This is a genomic window from Streptomyces sp. NPDC088794 (assembly GCF_044750545.1).
Classification (GTDB): Bacteria; Actinomycetota; Actinomycetes; order Streptomycetales; family Streptomycetaceae; genus Streptomyces.
Map to the genome: position 1 here is coordinate 394,098 of NZ_JBIVKB010000008.1, position 16,502 is coordinate 410,599.

The window sequence follows — 16,502 nt, forward strand, 5'->3', positions numbered from 1 at the left end:
CGGTGCGCAGGCATGAGGCGGGATCGCGGTGCGCAGGCATGAGGCGGGATCGCGGTGCGGGACCACGGTACGAGGTCATGGTGCGGGGAAAGCGAGCCGGATGCCGTACTCCCTCTCGGCGCGGCGGAGGGCCGGGACGAGGGCGGTTCGCAGGGTGCGGATCTCCTGGCTGTGGGCGGCGAGGAAGCGGGCGCGCAGAGCCCGGCGGGCGGGTTCCCGTACGGCTTCGACCGGGTGCATGCAGGTGGCGTAGGCGCTGCCGAGCGTGGTGTCGACGCGGGCGAAGTCGGCCGGGGCCGCGGTCATGAGGTGACTGTCGACGAGGGAGAAGAAGGCGTCCTCGTCGCGGACCGTATAGCCCTGCTTCGCCAGGCAGCGGGGCAGGGCGGCGAGGGCCTCGACGGCGGCGGGATCGTCGCGGTCGGCGGCGAGTTCGCCGAACCACCGCTTCTGGAGCGGCAGATACACGCCCCGCACCTTCTCGGCCGCCGCCGCGCCCCGCGCCCGGCAGGCACGGATCTGGGCGGCGCTGCCGGCCCCGGTGGGAGCGGGGCTCGCCGGCGGCGCGGGTGACTCCGCCCCGGAGGGGCTCGCCACTGGCCCCTGACTCCCGGCCGGCCCCTGACTCCCGGCCGCCCCCCGGCTCCCCGCCGACCGCGGGCCCGGCACCTCAGGCCCGTGGCCGAAACCGTGTCGGCCCAGGAAGGCCAGGTCCGGCAGGTTCGAGTACGAGATGAAGGCCGGCGGGACCTGCTCGGGCAGGGCGAAACCGTGCTCGCGTGCGCAGTCGGCGGCGACGGAACGCGCCACCTGCTGTCCGAAGGCGTCGAGGCCCTGGGTCCAGCGGGACTCGGCGCCGGTGGTCGGCAGCACCATGCGGGCGGGGTCCGCGGGGAGGGCGTAGGTGAGCCGTGCGGGCGCCGGGGCGGGGGCGCGGGTCGCGCCGGCCGTCGTCGAGCCGGCCGCGGTCGAGCACGCGCCGGTGAGCAGGGCTGCCGCGACGGCCAGGGTGGCGCGCGCGAGCGTCTTCGGGGTCACGTCCGTCCTTCCGCCGGGCCGGAGCACCGCCGGTCGGCGGCGCTCCGGGAGACACGGGTCGGGGTCAGTGGGTGATCGCCACGTTGTCGGCGGGATCGAAGAGGCTGGCCACGGTGAAGGGCGTGTTGTCGCTGACGGCGGTGCACAGCGCGTAGGTCGAGTCGGTGACGCTGTGGTAGCCGTCGTAGCCGACGACGTACCGCTTGGCGCAGGTGAACCAGGTGCCGTCGGAGCGGCGCAGGCGGCCCGCGTAGTCGTCGTAGTTGCGGGAGTTGGTGTTGTACGAGTAGGTGAGGTTGAGGTCGTTGCAGCTGCTGGTGGCCGACTTGTAGCGGATCGTGCCGACGCTCTCGTAGTCCCCGGTGGTCAGCGACTGGGTCACGCACGCCTGCGGGGCGGCGGACGCCACCGGAGCGAGCGCGACTCCGGTCGCGGCGGATACGAATACGAGCGCGCCGGCGACGAGGGCCCGGTTCATGCTCCACTTCGACATGCTTGTTTCCCCTGTTCGTTCGTGTTCGGCGCCGGTGTACGGACCGGCCCGGGTGGTACCGCCGGACACGGTCGCAGCGTGGGTCCCGTCCGAACCACGACCTTCGAACAGTCTCGAAAGTCCCGGGCCCGGAGCCGGAGTTCACCGCTCCGGCGCAACGTGTGTGACGCGTGGGGCCAGGGGAACGGTCGACGCTGTTCCGCCCTCTGGCGGAAACGGGGACGGCTGGCCGGAAGTCGTCAGGCGCGACCCCGGTGACGGCGGGGAGAGCATCGCCGCGCCGAGCGGGGTGAGGGTGTGCAGGACCGTGTTCTGCGCGCGCTTGCTCATGATCAGGCCGGCGTCGCGCAGCACGGTGGTGTGATGCGTGGCCGTGGCGGGCGAGACACCCAGGTGGCGGGCCAGTTCCGAGGTGGTCGCGCCGTGCGCGAGCGTCGCCAGCGCGGCGGCCCGCGTACGGCCGAGCAGCGCGGAGAGAGAGGCGTCGGGGCGGTCGGGCGTGGCGAGCCGGGTGCTGTGCACGGGGTAGACCAGCACCGGTCGCAGGGCGGGGTCGGCCAGCGACACCGGTGTCTGCCAGCAGAAGTAGGAGGGCACCAGGCGCAGTCCGCGCCCGTCGAGGTACAGGTCGCGGTCCTCCACGTAGTCGACGTGCAGGACCGGCGCGCACCAGCGCATGGCGGGCGAGAGGTCGGTGAGCAGTCCGGCGACCCCGCCGTCGAGGATCGCGCGGGAGAGCAGCACCCTCTCACCGCCGAGCGACTCGTACATCCGGTCCTGATGCGGTGCCACGACGGCTTCGTGATAGGCGCGCAGCACCCGCACCAGTTCCTCGCGCGGCCGGCGTTCCGTCAGCCGGGGCGCCCAGTCGGGGGCGCCGACGAACCGCGCCAGCAGGCCCACCTCGTGGGCGACCTGGGCCGGCGGGGTGTCGAGGATCGCCGCGAGCCCCTGCTCAAGGCCGTCGGCGGACTCCTGCGGCGACAGGAAGTCGGGCCAGTACCGCGCCCTGGGCAGCAGCGGGACGAGCACCCTGCGGACGGCCGCGCCCAGTCGGCTGCCGGTGAGCACGGCCCGGGTGGTGCGGTGCCAGGCGGCGTAGGCCCAGCGGCCCTGCGAGGTCTGGAGCCGGTGCAGGCTGAACGTGATCTCCCAGAGCGGGTCGGGAGCGCTCGCCACCCGGATACGGGTCAGGTCGTCGGACGTGAAGTGGATACGCAGCACGGAGCAGCCCCCCGGATCGGCGGCCGTCCCCCGTCCGCCAGGCAGCAGCCTGGGGCCTCACCCACCCCCGGACAACGGATGGATCCGGCCGCTCCCCGCCGTCACCGCGGGTGCGTCATTCTCGGCCACGGACCGGGCACACCGACTGGGCACACGTTCGAGGGGGCCCAGTCCGTCGACCGAACCCCCTCGGGTTTTCCCCTCCGTATCAGAACCCCCGCGATCCCCCCAGATCCCCCTCCAAAGGTCCTGATGCCAAGTACGACCCGCGAGGTGGCGGGAGGGTTGCACGGCCTTCTCGACTTTTTTCAGCAACGCCCGTACGCGTTCTTTCAGCGGCTCCCGTACTCGGTGGTACGAGGTGGTTCTCACATCACGTGCTCCGTGAAGCGCCGAGCCGTCTCCGCGAGCACCTCCCGGCCGTCCCGCGCCCACAGGCGGTCGTTGAACAGCTCGACCTCGATGGCACCGGCGTACCCGGCCGCCTCGACGTACCCCTTCCACTCCCGCATGTCGATCGAGCCGTCCCCGATCTGCCCGCGCCCGTTGAGGACGCCCTCGGGCAACGGGGTGGTCCAGTCGGCGAGTTGGAAGGTGTGGATACGTCCGCCCGCGCCGGCCCGGGCGATCTGCTCGGGCGCCCGGTCGTCCCACCAGATGTGGTACGTGTCGACCGTGACGCCGACCTGATGGGCCGGGAAGCGTTCGGCGAGGTCGAGCGCCTGGGTGAGCGTCGAGACCACACAGCGGTCGGACGCGTACATCGGGTGCAGCGGCTCGATGGCCAGCCGCACGCCATGGGACTCGGCGTACGGGCCGAGCTCCCCCAGCGCGTGGGCGATCCGCTCCCGGGCGCCGTGCAGGTCCTTGGAGCCGGCCGGCAGTCCGCCGGAGACCAGGACCAGGGTGTCCGTGCCGAGGGTGGCGGCCTCGTCGACCGCGCGCCGGTTGTCGTCCAGCGCCTTCGCGCGCGCGTCCGGCTCGACGGCCGTGAGGAAGCCGCCCCGGCACAGGGTGGTGACGGTCAGGCCCGCGTCGCGCACCAGCTTGGCGGTGGCGTCGAGGCCGTACGCCTGGACGGGTTCGCGCCACAGGCCGACGTTGGTGACGCCGAACTCGGCGCAAGCGTCGGCCAGTTCCGGCAGCGACAGCTGCTTGACCGTCATCTGGTTGATGCTGAAGCGGGCGAGATCGCTCACTGGGTCACTCCGTACAGGGACAGCAGGTTCCGCATCCGGTCCTCGGCCAGCTTCGGGTCCGGGAACAGGCCCAGGCCGTCGGCGAGTTCGTAGGTGCGGGCGAAGTGCGGGAGGGAGCGGGCCGACTGCAGTCCGCCGACCATCGTGAAGTGGGACTGGTGGCCCGCCAGCCAGGCGAGGAAGACCACGCCCGTCTTGTAGAAGCGGGTCGGGGTCTGGAAGAGGTGGCGGGACAACTCGACGGTCGGGTCGAGGAGTTGGCGGAAGCCGTCGACGTTCCCCGTGTCGAGGACGCGGACCGCCTCCGCCGCCAGCGGCCCGAGCGGGTCGAAGATGCCGAGCAGGGCGTGACTGAAGCCCTGCTCGTCGCCCGCGATCAGCTCGGGGTAGTTGAAGTCGTCGCCGGTGTAGCAGCGCACGCCCTGCGGCAGCCGGCGCCGGATGTCGATCTCCCGCTGAGCCTCCAGGAGCGACACCTTGATCCCGTCCACCTTGTCGGGGTGCGCGGCGATGACGTCGAGGAAGGTGTCGGTGGCCGCGTCCAGGTCGGACGAGCCCCAGTAGCCCTCCAGCGCCGGGTCGAACATCGGGCCGAGCCAGTGCAGGACGACCGGCTCGGACGCCTGGCGCAGCAGATGGCCGTAGACCTCCAGGTAGTCCTCGGGCCCCTTGGCGACGGCCGCCAGCGCCCTGGACGCCATCAGGATGGCCTGCGCACCCGACTCCTCGACGAGGGCCAACTGCTCCTCGTACGCGGCCTGTACGTCCGCCAGGGTGCCGCCGGTGATCTGGTCGGTGCCGACACCGCAGGCGATCCGCCCGCCGACCGCCTTGGCCTCGGCGGAGGATCGGCGGATCAGCTTGGCCGCGCCCGCCCAGTCGAGCCCCATCCCGCGCTGGGCGGTGTCCATCGCCTCGGCGACCCCGAGCCCGTGCGACCACAGGTGGCGGCGGAAGGCGAGGGTGGCGTCCCAGTCGACGGCGGCGGCCGAGTCGGGCGACACGTCCGCGTACGGGTCGGCGACGACGTGCGCCGCCGAGAAGACCGTACGGGAGGTGAAGGGGGCGCCGGGGTGGACGGCGAGGGGTTCGGGTCGGGGGTCGTAGGCCCTCAGTCCGCCCTTGAAGTCCGGGAGTTGGATGGTCACAGCGTGATCTCCGGTACGTCGAAGCGGCGGCCCTGTGCCGACGACTTCAGCCCCAGCTCGGCGAGTTGGACGCCGCGGGCACCGGCGAGGAGGTCCCAGTGGTAGGGGGCGTCGGCGTAGACGTGGCGCAGGAAGAGCTCCCACTGGGCCTTGAAGCCGTTGTCGAAGTCGGTGTTGTCGGGGACCTCCTGCCACTGGTCGCGGAAGACCTCGGTGGCGGGCAGGTCCGGGTTCCAGACCGGCTTGGGGGTGGAACTGCGGTGCTGGGCACGGCAGTTGCGCAGCCCGGCCACGGCCGACCCTTCCGTGCCGTCCACCTGGAACTCGACGAGTTCGTCGCGGTTGACGCGGACGGCCCAGGAGGAGTTGATCTGGGCGATGGCGCCGCTGTCGAGTTCGAAGATGCCGTAGGCGGCGTCGTCGGCGGTGGCGTCGTAGGGCTTGCCGTTCTCGTCCCAGCGCTGCGGGATGTGGGTGGTGGCGATGGCCTGGACGGACTTGACCCGGCCGAACAGCTCGTGCAGGACGTACTCCCAGTGCGGGAACATGTCGACGACGATGCCGCCGCCGTCCTCCGAGCGGTAGTTCCACGACGGGCGCTGGGCGGCCTGCCAGTCGCCCTCGAAGACCCAGTAGCCGAACTCGCCCCGGATGGACATGATCCGGCCGAAGAAGCCGCCGTCGATGAGGCGCTTGAGCTTGAGCAGGCCCGGCAGGAAGAGCTTGTCCTGGACGACGCCGTGCTTGATGCCGGCGGCGTCCGCGAGCCGGGCGAGCTCCAGCGCGCCCTCGAAGTCGGTGGCCGTCGGCTTCTCGGTGTACAGGTGCTTCCCGGCCGCGATGGCCTTCTTGAGCGCCTCCTCGCGGGCCGAGGTCACCTGGGCGTCGAAGTAGATGTCCACGGTCGGGTCGGCGAGGACCTCGTCGACGTCCGTCGAGATGTTCTCCGGGTCCAGGCCGTGCTGGTCGGCGAGCGCTTTCAGCGCGTACGCGCGGCGGCCGACGAGGATCGGTTCCGGCCACAGCACCGTGCCGTCGCCGAGGTCGAGTCCGCCCTGCTCGCGCAGGGCGAGGATCGAGCGGACGAGGTGCTGGCGGTAGCCCATGCGTCCGGTCACGCCGTTCATGGCGATACGCACCGTCTTGCGTGTCACGTGTTTCCCTTCGCCCTCGTACGTTTCCACGTACGTTTCAAGAACGCAGCAAGCGCTTTCTACATATGCAGAAGTTAGCCTTTGCGCACTGGTCTGTACAAGACCGTGATGGGGTCGAGTTGTTCGAGGGGGCGAACAACCGGGGTCCGTGGCCTTATCGTCTGCTCGGACGGGGGCGGCTCCCTGCCGTCCGCTCGGGCGGGGACTCCCTTCGAGCAGCCCGAGTACGACGGCGTACGAGGGTGTACGACGGCGTACGACTAGATGCGCGACCGAAGAAGCGCGACCGGAGGACGAACGACATGACGGTGACCCTGGCGGACGTGGCGGCCCGCGCCCAGGTCTCCCCCGCGACGGTGTCGCGCGTGCTGAACGGGAACTATCCCGTCGCGGCCTCCACCCGGGAGCGGGTGCTGAAGGCGGTCGACGAGCTGGACTACGTGCTGAACGGACCGGCGAGCGCGCTGGCCGCGGCGACGTCCGACCTGGTCGGGATCCTGGTGAACGACATCGCCGACCCCTTCTTCGGGATCATGGCGAGCGCGATCCAGGCGGAGATCGGGGGGCCCGGCGGGCGGGCGGGCGGCGAACGGCTCGCCGTGGTGTGCAACACGGGCGGCTCCCCGGAACGCGAGCTGACGTATCTGACCCTGCTGCAACGGCAGCGGGCCGCGGCGGTGGTGCTGACCGGCGGCGCGGTCGAGAACCTGCCGCACGCGGCGGCCGTGGCGGCGAAGCTGCGGCGGCTGACGGAGGCGGGGACGCGGGTGGTGCTGTGCGGGCGGCCGCCGGCGCCGGACACCGGGGCGGTGGCGCTCACCTTCGACAACCGCGGGGGCGGGCAGCGGCTGACCGAGCACCTGATCGGCCTCGGCCACCGCAGGCTCGGCTACATCGCGGGACCGGAGGAACGGACGACGACACGGCACCGGCTGGAGGGACATCGGGCGGCGCTGGCGGGGGCGGGGATTGTTGAGGACCCCCGGTGGACGGTGCACGGCCGCTACGACCGTCAGGCGGGGTACGAGGCAACGCTGGAACTCCTGCGCCGGGACCCGTCGTTGACGGCCGTGGTCGCGGCGAACGACTCCGTCGCGCTGGGCGCGGCAGCCGCGCTGCGGGAGTCGGGACTGCGGATCCCGGACGACGTGTCCGTCGCCGGCTTCGACGACCTGCCGTTCAGCGTGGACGCGGTGCCCGCGCTGACGACCGTGCGCTTGCCGTTGGGCGAGGCGGGGAGCCGGGCGGGACGGATCGCGATGGGGCGGGAGGAGCCGCCGCCCGGGGGGATCGCGACGGTTGGGGGGGAGTTGATGGTTCGGGGGTCTACGGGGGTGCCGCGGGGGTGAGTTGGGGGGAGGTCGAGCGGGGGTCCGCCGAACTGCCTCACAGGCACGTACGAGCCAGCCATTCGTCGGAGCTGTACGTATCCCTCGCCGGGTCCGGCACCGTGGCCGGTGTCTCCTCGACCATGTCCTCCGGGCGAATGCGCTCCGGCAACCTGCCGAACCGCGCGCGCCGCCCGGTCTCGGTTCCGTCCGGGAGTTCGTTCTTCTCAGGTGTCATCTCGTGCTCCTCGGTTGTGCGGCGGCGCAGTCGCCGCCCTTGGTCAGAATCGGTCGACGTCGAGGACGGCCCGGGCGAACGCCTCGGGTGCTTCCTGCGGGACGTTGTGGCCGATGCCCCGCAGTGTGCGGTGGTCATAGGGGCCGGTGAACTTCGCCCGGTAGGCCGAGCCGTCGCCGGCCGGGGTGAAGGGGTCCCGCTCGCCGTCGAGCGTGATGGTGGGCACCGCGATGTCCGGTCCGGCGGCGAGCCGTGCCTCGATGCCGTCGTAGCGGGGGTCGCCTTCGGCGAGGCCCAGCCGCCAGCGGTAGTTGTGGATCACGATGGCGACGTAGTCCGGGTTGTCGAAGGCCGCGGCGGTGCGGTCGAAGGTGGCGTCGTCGAAGTCCCACGTCGGGGAGACGTTGTGCCAGATGAGCTTCGTGAAGTCGTGCCGGTACTCCGTGAGGCCCAACTCCCCCCTGTCCGTGGCGAAGTAGTACTGGTACCACCACGCCAGCTCGGCCGCCGGGGGCAGCGGCTGCTTGTTCATCTCCCGGTTGGTGATGAGGTAGCCGGTCACGGAGACCAGGGCCTTGCAGCGCTTGGGCCAGAGCGCGGCGATGATGTCGGCGGTCCGCGATCCCCAGTCGAAGCCGCCCAGTACGGCCTTCTCGATCCGCAGGGCGTCCATCAGGGCGATGATGTCGAGGGCGATCACCGCCTGCTGCGCGTTGCGGAAGGTGTGGGGCGAGCGGAAGCTCGTGGTGCCGTGTCCCCGCAGGTAGGGGACGATCACGCGGTAGCCGCGGGCGGCGAGAAGGGGCGCGACATCCACGTAGCTGTGGATGTCGTACGGCCAGCCGTGCAGGAGGATGACGACCGATCCGCGGGCCGGGCCGGCTTCGGCGTAGCCGATGGTGAGTTCGCCCGCCCTGACCTGCTTCAGTGCCGGGAAGGAGCCGTCGCCCGTGCCCGGCGTCCGGGGCGCTGCCGCCTTCTCGGCACCGGATCCCGAGGACAGGGCCGCTGCGGCCGAGGGGTGATTCAGGCCGGCCAGTGATACCGCGGCCGCTCCCGCGGCGCCCGCGCCGGTGACCTTGCCGAAGGTGCGCCTGTCGATCATTCGTGAACCGTTCTGTCCGTGTCGGCCGGCCGGGCGCCGCACGCCCAGCCGAGGTCTCTGACCAGCCATGGTGGTGCCCCGGCGCGTTCGGCACATCGGTGACGGGCCGCAGACATGCTGCGGGTTTCCCGCAGGCGCGTCCGCGGGTCTTGGCGGCACCGGGATTCGCTTTACCGTGCCGCCGATCTCTCTGACCGCGCCGTCTGTCCTTGGGGCCGGGCCGCCGATCCCTGGGGCCGGGCCGTCTGACCCTGGGGCAGCGCCGCCGGTCCCTCGGGCCGCGCCGCCGATCCTTCTGACCGCACCATCCGTCCCTGAGGCCGGGCCGCCAGTCCCTGGGATCGCGCCGTCAGACCCTGAGGCAGCGCCGCCGGTCCCTCGGGCCGCGCCGCCGATCCTTCTGACCGCACCATCCGTCCCTGAGGCCGGGCCGCCAGCCCCTGGGATCGCGCCGTCAGACCCTGAGGCAGCGCCGCCCGTCCCTGAGGCCGCGCCGCCGATCCTTCTGACCGCACCATCCGTCCCTGAGGCCGGGCCGCCAGCCCCTGGGATCGCGCCGCCAGTCCCTAGGGTCACGCCGCCGATCCCTCAGGCCGCGTCGGCCGGGTCGCCCCGTAACCTTTGCTTCCATGAATTCCGGCCGCGCCGAACAGGGGGTGGAGGCTGTGTCGCGCCTCAGTGTGGTGATCGCCGACGATCATCCGGTGGTCCGTGCGGGCATGCGGGTGCTGTTGTCCCAGGACGCGTCCTTCGAGGTCGTCGCCGAAAGTTCCACGGTCGCGGAGACCGTCCGGTGTGTGACGGAGCACCAGCCGTCCGTGCTGGTCCTGGACCTCACCATGGCAGGGCAGTCCAGCCTGCCCTCGATCCCCGACCTGCTCGCGGCGTCACCGGGCACCCGCATCCTGGTCCTCACGATGCAGGAGGACCCCGCGTTCGCGCGCGCGTCCCTGCGGATCGGGGCCGCCGGATATCTGCTCAAGGAAGCGGCGGCGGAAGAGCTGGTCGGCGCGGCTCGGCAGGTCGCGAAGGGAGCCACGTACCTCCAGCCGGCCATGGGCGCCCGACTGGCCGTCTCCGACACCGGGATTCCCGGCGCCGAGGGGGACACCTCGCTGTCGGTGCGGGAGCTTCAGGTCCTCTCGCTGCTCGCTCTGGGCCACACCAATCAGGAGATCGCGCAGCGGCTGCACGTGTCCGTCCGGACCGTGGAGACCCACCGCGCCAGGGTTCGGGACAAGCTCGGGACCGAGACACGGGCGGAACTCATCGCCGCGGCCCGTGAACGCGGGCTGCTGTGACGCACGATGGGCCGCGCGGCAGGACCGGCCCGATCATGGAGGCGGCGGGCGCGGCGCTGCTCGTCGTCGCGTTCGCGGTCGAGGTCCTTCAGCAGCAGCCTCGTTGGGTGATGAGGTTCGCCCTCGGCGCGGCCGTCGTCCTCATCGTCGCGGCGGCGCTGAGCAACGCCGTCCGGCGGGCCTGGCTGGCGGCGCTGAGCGGGCTCTCGCTCATTCTCGCCGTGGAGCAACTGGTCCGTATGACCAAGGAGCCGCTGTTCAACGGCCTGAACATCGTGCCGCTCCTGCTGATCGGCTGCGCCGCGATGCTGGGCCGCAGTGCGGTGTCGCGCCGCCGTGCTCTCGCGCGGGAGCTGGCTCAGGCCCGCAGTGACGGTGAGGAGCGCGAACGTCGGCGCTGGGCCCGCGAGTTGCACGACGAGACCCTTCAGGAACTGGGCGCCGTCCAGATCGTTCTGTCCACCGCCGTCGGCGCCGGCCAGTCCGCCGCGACGAACGAGGCCATCGACCAGGCGCGGGGCCTGATCGCGAACCAGATCACGTCCCTGCGGCACCTGATCGTGGAGATGCGGCCCTTCGCCCTCGACCAGTTCGGACTGGTGGCCGCTCTCGAGACGCTGTGCCGGCGCACCGAGGAGACGTTCGGGCTGGACACGGAACTGCGCGTCGCAGCGGCGTGGAGCGGGCCCGGCGACGAACTGTCGCCGGAGGCCCAGGCGCACGTCTACCGCATCGTGCAGGAAGCGGTGAACAACGCGGTCAAGCACGCGCAGGCGAGCCACCTCCTGGTGGAACTCGACAGCGACGACCACGCGCTCGGCGTGACGGTCCGGGACGACGGCCGCGGGACGATCCGACGACCTTCCGACCCGACCGACCGGACCGCACCGCGCACGGTGCTCTCCACGGGCACCGGACTCCCGGCCATGCGCGAGCGCGCCCACCTGCTGAACGGACACCTCACCGTCCACTCCACTCCCGGCGAGGGAGCCTGCGTCAGCCTGCGGGTACCGCACGATGCCAAGCGACGCATCTGGCAGTAGGCACCGCCGCTTCCGCGGGTGGCCGCGTGCCTGGTACATGAGCGCGATGGCGGTACTGCGCATGGCGGCCGGGGCGCAGTGACACGAGCATGCCCCCTGCCCTGGGATGCGATCTTGCGTCAAGCTGGACACACCCCGCACCACCAGGAGCCAGCGGACACAAAGAGAAGGAATCCATAGAAGAATGAGGGACTACCTCTTCCTCCTCTTAGGAATACCGGCCGGAATCGTGTCGAACGGAATCTATCAGTACTTGAAGATTTTCACTTCGCGAAGGATTGACCGCATCAAACTGGAAGGAGTGTGGGGCGAACATATGGGCGAGTCGGGCGAACGCCAGTGCAGCATCGGCGAAATTCGCTACGACCTCCGGAGAAGGATGTGGGCCTTCGACGGGACGAATTACCACAACGACGGACGCCCTTACTGCCACTGGGTAACACTCACCAGCTATTTCGACAACGAAAAGCGGGAGTTCTACTACACGTTCTCGAACACACTGGCAGAGACAGGACAGACGGGATACATCGGGTTCGGCGTCCTGCGCTTTCGCCGCCAGGACAGAAAATGGGTTCCGGATCGCGGATTCTTCATTTCGGGAACGGAAGGGGAGAGTTACAGGTCGCACTCGGTGGTTCCACTGGAGCGCATCCCCGACAACCCGCAGGAAGCACATGCGGTGTTCGTGGCCCAACTAGGCATGCCGGAAAACTAGAGACCTGAGCAGGTACGAGATCTTGGAGCACGAGAGAGGAGACCGAAGCCTGTCCGGAGCGACCGGCGAGGGCGGATGGGTCTCGATCGACTACACCAATCACCGAGGAGATCGCGGCATCAGGCTCGTGAAACCTCGACGCGTCTGGCTGGGTGCAACGGAATGGCATCCCGGAGAGCAGTGGCTCCTTGAAGCATTCGACCGGGACCGGCAGGCACTCAGAAACTTCGCATTGCAAGATATTCACGAATGGCATACAAGACAGGAACAATCTGCGACGGCCGAGGTCAGGCCCGGAGTGTATCGACACTTCAAGGGGGAGCTTTATCATGTGATGGCCACTCTTCGACACAGTGAGACCGAACAAGAGATGGTCCTGTACAGGACCCTGTACGGGGAATTTTCCCTCTGGGTCCGTCCCAGAGAGATGTTCGAGTCGGAAGTGACGGGACCTCAAGGAGAGCGGGTGAGAAGGTTTCAATTCGTCAGTGAACTGTCGGCCGTGACCGATGACGGCTGACGGGACTCCACCCCGCCCTCACAACCAGGCGATCCCCAGCCCCGCAGTCACCCCCGCCACCACAACCAGCCCCGCATTGAGCCCGACTTGGCGGTCCCCCCGCCTCAAGTGGACCCTGAGCGCGCCCACTTGCAGCAGCACGAACCCGACAGCCGCCACCACGGCCAGCCAAGGCGCGATGTCGGTCGCCGGCGGGAGGATCAGGCCGATGGCGCCGAGTACCTCCACCCACCCGATCGCCCTCACCGACCGCATCGGCGTCTCGTCCACCCACGCCATCATCGGGCGGAGCTGCTCGCGGGTGCGGAGGAGCTTCAGGGTGCCGGCGTAGAGGTAGAAGAGGGCCAGCAGGGCGGCGGTGATCCAGTAGGCGAGGGTCATGAGATGCGTCCAGGGGCGGTCATGCCTCGATTGCAGCGGCTGGGCCCGGGTGGCGTCCAAGACCTGTTCCGCCGACTTCATACCGTGCGGGTATCGTCCCAGGGTGGAGGGGGTGGGCGGGATGGAACTACGCACGCTGCGCTACTTCGTGGCCGTTGCCGACGAGCTCCACTTCGGGCGGGCCGCAGCTCGGCTGCACATCAGTCAGCCGCCGCTCAGCCGGGCGATCCAGCGGCTGGAGAACGACCTCGGTGCCGTGCTTTTCGAGCGGTCGTCCGCCGGGGTCGCGCTCACGCCCGCCGGGGCCGTGCTGCTCGACGAGGCTCGGGGGCTGCTCGATCAGGTGGAGCGGGCGCGTGTGCGGGTGGCCGTCGCCTCCGGGGTCGCGGTCCTCACCGTCGGGCTGCTCGGCGACTCCGGCGATCCTCTGGTCGCGCGGCTCGCCGATGCCTATCGGCTGCGGCATCCGGACGTCGAGGTGCGAGTGCGCGAGACCGAACTGGCCGACCCCACCTGTGGGTTGAACGCCGGGGTGGTCGATGTCGCCCTGACCCGGGGGCCGTTCGACGAGACCGGGCTCGTCGTACGGGAGTTGCGGGCCGATCCGGTGGGGGCGTTGCTGCGGGACGACGATCCGTTGGCCGGGCGCGGAAGTCTGAAGCTGGCCGATCTCGTCGATCGGCGGTGGTTCCGGTTCCCGGAGGGGACCGATTCCCGCTGGCCGGGGTACTGGAACGGCGGCGAGGTCCGGGAGGGGCCCGTGGTGCGGGCCGTCGAGGAGTGCCGGCAGGCCGTGCTGTGGAACGGGACCGTCGGGATGACCCTCGTCGACCACCCGCCGGGGGCCGGGCTCGCCGTCGTGCCGCTCGTCGACATGCAGCCGAGTCCTGTAGTGGTTGCGTGGAGGGGCGCGGAGGCCAATCCGCTGGTCCAGTCGTTCGTGCGGGTCGCTGCGGCCGTCTATCGCGGCCGGCGATGAGTTCCGCTCCCTCCCGCGGTCTTCACCCCCGCAAGCCACAGCCCGCAGGCAGCAGCCCGCCTACGACAGGAATGAGTCCCATGCGCATCGTGGTCAGTGAGTTCATCAGTCTCGACGGAGTCGTACAGGCCCCCGGAGGTCCCGAGGAGGACACCGACGGAGGGTTCGCGCATGGTGGGTGGTCGCATCCGTACTTCGATCCGGAGGTGGTCGGCGGGGCCTTCGCCGCGGGTCTTGAGCGGGCCGAGGCGCTGTTGTACGGGCGTCGGACGTATCTGACGATGGCCGGGGCGTGGCCCGAGCGGGCCGGGGATCCGTTCGCCGACCGGCTCAACTCGATGAAGAAGTACGTCGTGAGCGACAGCCTCGGCGACGGCGAACTGGCCTGGAACAACACCGAGCGGATCCCCGGCACCGACGCCCTCGCGCGGATCCACGCGCTGCGGGAGAGCGAGGGTGGCGACCTGGCGATGATGGGAAGCCCGACGCTCGTGCGGGCCCTGCTCGGCGCGGGGCTCGTCGACGAACTGCAGCTCATCGTGATGCCCGTGCTGCTCGGCGGCGGCAAGTCCATCTGGCCGGACGACAAGGTCAAGCGGGGGTTCGAGCTCGTCTCCACCGTCGCGGGGAAGACCGGCGTCCAGGTGTGCGTCTTCCGGCCGGCCGCCGAGGGGTAGCCGCCGGAGGCGCGGGGGTCGTAGGCTCGGTCCGACGGGATCTCTGACTGAGTCAACTATCACCCAGGGGGCGACCACCATGACCGTCCAGGACATCCGCGCCTTCAACCGCTTCTACACGAACGTCATCGGCGCCCTCGACTACAGCCGCCACCTCTACGCCCCCTACACCCTCACCGAGTCCCGCGTCCTGTACGAACTCGCCCACTCCCCGCGCACCGACGCCGCCGACCTGCGCGGGGAACTGGGCCTGGACGCCGGTTACTTGAGCCGGATCCTCAACAAGTTCGAGCAGGACGGGCTGATCGAGCGGGTGCCGTCCAGGGAGGACACCCGGCGGCGGCACATCACCCTCACCGCGCACGGGCGCGAGACCGCCGCGCTGCTCGCCGAGCGTGCCAACGAATCCGTCGGCACGCTCCTCTCCGGCGTGCCGGCCGCCGACCGGCCCCGGCTGTCGGAGGCGATGCGTACCGTCCGGGAGATCCTCTCCGAGGGCCGGCGCCCCCGCCGCGAGGACGTCCTGCTGCGCGAGCCCGGGCCCGGTGATCTGGGGTGGATCGTGCAGCGCAACGCCGCGCTCTACGCGGCCGAGCACGGATTCAACGCCGACTACGAGGGGCTCGTGGCCCGGATCGTCGCCGACTTCGCCGAGGACCACGATCCGCATCTGGAGCGGGTGTGGGTGGCCGAGCTGGACGGGCGGGCGGTGGGGAGCGTGATGTGCGTGCGCGACGACGCCCCGGGCACCGCGCGGCTGCGACTGCTGCTCGTCGAGCCCGACGCCCGCGGCCTCGGCATCGGCGACCGGCTCGTCGGCGCCGTCGTCGACTTCGCGCGCGGCGTCGGCTACCGCGATCTCGTCCTGTGGACCAACGACGTACTGACCGCCGCCCGCCACGTCTACCAGCGCCGCGGCTTCGTCCTGGTCGCCGAGAAGCCGCACCGGTCCTTCGGAAAGGACCTGATCGGACAGGACTGGCGCCTGGACCTGCACGGGACGGGCGAGTGAGAGTAGAGGCATGAGACTGGCGTTCTCCACCCTCGGCGTCCCCGGCCTGCCCGTCACGGACGTAGTCCGGCTCGCGGCCACCCACGGCTACCACGGCGTGGAGCTGCGCGCCCACCCGGAGGAACCGGTGCACCCCGGCCTCGACCTCGACGAACGGGCCGACGTGGCCGCCGAGTTCAAGGCCGGCGGCATCGACGTCCTCGGCATCGCCGGGTACGCGCGCGTGGCGGCGCCCGGCGACGACGGGCCGGTGATCGAGGAGGTCCGCCGCCTGGTCGACCTCGCCCGCGACCTCGGCGCCCCCTACGTCCGGGTCTTCCCCGGCGGCGGCCACGAGCAGACCCGCGAGCGCGCCGACGCGACGGCGGCCCGCAGGCTCGGCACGGCCGCGGAGTACGGCGCCGACCTCGGCGTACGCATCCTGCTGGAGACGCACGACTCGCACCGCACCGGCGCCGACGCCATCCGCGTCCTGGGCCGGGTCGGCCACCGCAACGCCGGCGCGCTCTGGGACGTCATGCACACCTGGCTCGGCGGCGAACAGCCCTCCGAGTCCTACGCCGCCCTCGCCCCCTTCCTCGGCTATGTCCAGGTCAAGGACATCGCCTCCGCCGACAACACCACCCCGCTCCCCCTCGGCGCCGGCGTGCTGCCGCTCGCCGAGTGCGTGGAGGTGCTCTCCCGGCACGGGTGGGACGGGTGGCTGTGCTGGGAGTACGAGAAGCGGTGGTACGAGGAGGCCGCGCCGCTCGACGGGCTGCTGGCGGCCGGACACGACCACCTCTGCCGGCTCCTCAACGACTCGGCGTAGCCCTCCGGCGAGGGCTGGGGGCGAGGCGCGGCCGCCGGATAAGACGTCGTTTCTAATGGTGAGGAACGGATCGTCGGCGTCTATGCGTCCGTCCACTCGGCACGATTGGAGTAGGACTCGTAGCTGTACTGTGTCC

At 70.8% G+C, this 16,502-nt stretch carries 18 protein-coding genes; 9 read left to right on the forward strand and 9 right to left on the reverse strand.

Going from position 1 to position 16,502, the window contains the following annotated elements:
• Positions 1 to 75 precede the first annotated feature (75 nt).
• The 6 genes from ACIP6U_RS24400 to ACIP6U_RS24425 all read right to left on the reverse strand — a co-directional run bounded on the left by ACIP6U_RS24400 (position 76) and on the right by ACIP6U_RS24425 (position 6,256).
• Entirely contained in the window at positions 76 to 1,038 is a 963-nt protein-coding gene (locus tag ACIP6U_RS24400) for a hypothetical protein (protein WP_401721438.1), read from the reverse strand.
• Between the two features lie 64 nt (positions 1,039 to 1,102).
• The gene (locus tag ACIP6U_RS24405; RefSeq protein ID WP_388114620.1) at positions 1,103 to 1,531 is read right to left on the reverse strand and encodes a hypothetical protein; all 429 of its coding nucleotides are present in this window, start codon (positions 1,529 to 1,531) and stop codon (positions 1,103 to 1,105) included.
• A gap of 141 nt (positions 1,532 to 1,672) precedes the next feature.
• On the reverse strand, positions 1,673 to 2,755 hold the full coding sequence (locus ACIP6U_RS24410; RefSeq protein WP_401721442.1) for a helix-turn-helix domain-containing protein: 1,083 nt from the start codon (positions 2,753 to 2,755) through the stop codon (positions 1,673 to 1,675).
• 368 nt (positions 2,756 to 3,123) lie between these two features.
• Positions 3,124 to 3,954: a sugar phosphate isomerase/epimerase family protein gene (locus ACIP6U_RS24415; protein WP_401721445.1), complete on the reverse strand. Its 831-nt coding sequence runs from the start codon at positions 3,952 to 3,954 to the stop codon at positions 3,124 to 3,126.
• On the reverse strand, positions 3,951 to 5,102 hold the full coding sequence (locus tag ACIP6U_RS24420; protein ID WP_401721448.1) for a dihydrodipicolinate synthase family protein: 1,152 nt from the start codon (positions 5,100 to 5,102) through the stop codon (positions 3,951 to 3,953). Before ACIP6U_RS24420 ends, ACIP6U_RS24415 begins: the two co-directional genes overlap by 4 nt.
• Positions 5,099 to 6,256: a Gfo/Idh/MocA family protein gene (locus ACIP6U_RS24425; protein WP_401721451.1), complete on the reverse strand. Its 1,158-nt coding sequence runs from the start codon at positions 6,254 to 6,256 to the stop codon at positions 5,099 to 5,101. Before ACIP6U_RS24425 ends, ACIP6U_RS24420 begins: the two co-directional genes overlap by 4 nt.
• Positions 6,257 to 6,558: 302 nt before the next feature.
• Between ACIP6U_RS24425 and ACIP6U_RS24430 the strand changes: the two genes are divergently transcribed.
• Positions 6,559 to 7,605 (forward strand): LacI family DNA-binding transcriptional regulator, encoded by a 1,047-nt coding sequence (locus ACIP6U_RS24430; protein ID WP_401721454.1) that lies wholly within the window; start codon positions 6,559 to 6,561, stop codon positions 7,603 to 7,605.
• A 37-nt stretch (positions 7,606 to 7,642) separates the two neighbouring features.
• On the opposite strand, the gene ACIP6U_RS24435 is transcribed toward ACIP6U_RS24430, so the two are convergent.
• Together ACIP6U_RS24435 and ACIP6U_RS24440 are read right to left on the reverse strand one after the other, a co-directional pair.
• On the reverse strand, positions 7,643 to 7,822 hold the full coding sequence (locus ACIP6U_RS24435) for a hypothetical protein (protein WP_401721457.1): 180 nt from the start codon (positions 7,820 to 7,822) through the stop codon (positions 7,643 to 7,645).
• A gap of 43 nt (positions 7,823 to 7,865) precedes the next feature.
• Positions 7,866 to 8,927, reverse strand: a complete 1,062-nt coding sequence (locus tag ACIP6U_RS24440) for an alpha/beta fold hydrolase (RefSeq protein WP_401721459.1) — start codon at positions 8,925 to 8,927, stop codon at positions 7,866 to 7,868.
• A gap of 629 nt (positions 8,928 to 9,556) precedes the next feature.
• Between ACIP6U_RS24440 and ACIP6U_RS24445 the strand changes: the two genes are divergently transcribed.
• The 4 genes from ACIP6U_RS24445 (at position 9,557) to ACIP6U_RS24460 (ending at position 12,506) form a co-directional block, all read left to right on the forward strand.
• On the forward strand, positions 9,557 to 10,228 hold the full coding sequence (locus tag ACIP6U_RS24445) for a response regulator (protein ID WP_401721461.1): 672 nt from the start codon (positions 9,557 to 9,559) through the stop codon (positions 10,226 to 10,228).
• A complete protein-coding gene (locus tag ACIP6U_RS24450; RefSeq protein ID WP_401721464.1) occupies positions 10,225 to 11,271 on the forward strand; it encodes a sensor histidine kinase in 1,047 nt (348 codons plus the stop codon). Before ACIP6U_RS24445 ends, ACIP6U_RS24450 begins: the two co-directional genes overlap by 4 nt.
• A gap of 184 nt (positions 11,272 to 11,455) precedes the next feature.
• On the forward strand, positions 11,456 to 11,986 hold the full coding sequence (locus ACIP6U_RS24455; RefSeq protein ID WP_401721467.1) for a hypothetical protein: 531 nt from the start codon (positions 11,456 to 11,458) through the stop codon (positions 11,984 to 11,986).
• A gap of 22 nt (positions 11,987 to 12,008) precedes the next feature.
• Complete coding sequence (locus tag ACIP6U_RS24460) at positions 12,009 to 12,506, forward strand: DUF1653 domain-containing protein (protein ID WP_401721469.1); 498 nt, start codon at positions 12,009 to 12,011, stop codon at positions 12,504 to 12,506.
• A gap of 18 nt (positions 12,507 to 12,524) precedes the next feature.
• Here the strand turns inward: ACIP6U_RS24460 and ACIP6U_RS24465 are convergent, their stop codons facing one another.
• The gene (locus ACIP6U_RS24465) at positions 12,525 to 12,887 is read right to left on the reverse strand and encodes a DoxX family protein (RefSeq protein WP_401721471.1); all 363 of its coding nucleotides are present in this window, start codon (positions 12,885 to 12,887) and stop codon (positions 12,525 to 12,527) included.
• A gap of 121 nt (positions 12,888 to 13,008) precedes the next feature.
• Between ACIP6U_RS24465 and ACIP6U_RS24470 the strand changes: the two genes are divergently transcribed.
• From ACIP6U_RS24470 to ACIP6U_RS24485, 4 genes are all read left to right on the forward strand, one after another.
• Positions 13,009 to 13,866, forward strand: a complete 858-nt coding sequence (locus ACIP6U_RS24470; protein WP_401721473.1) for a LysR substrate-binding domain-containing protein — start codon at positions 13,009 to 13,011, stop codon at positions 13,864 to 13,866.
• A gap of 80 nt (positions 13,867 to 13,946) precedes the next feature.
• Entirely contained in the window at positions 13,947 to 14,543 is a 597-nt protein-coding gene (locus ACIP6U_RS24475) for a dihydrofolate reductase family protein (protein ID WP_401721476.1), read from the forward strand.
• Positions 14,544 to 14,622: 79 nt separating this feature from the next.
• Complete coding sequence (locus ACIP6U_RS24480) at positions 14,623 to 15,555, forward strand: GNAT family N-acetyltransferase (protein WP_401721479.1); 933 nt, start codon at positions 14,623 to 14,625, stop codon at positions 15,553 to 15,555.
• Positions 15,556 to 15,565: 10 nt separating this feature from the next.
• Entirely contained in the window at positions 15,566 to 16,366 is an 801-nt protein-coding gene (locus tag ACIP6U_RS24485) for a sugar phosphate isomerase/epimerase family protein (protein ID WP_401721482.1), read from the forward strand.
• Positions 16,367 to 16,502: the final 136 nt, after the last annotated feature.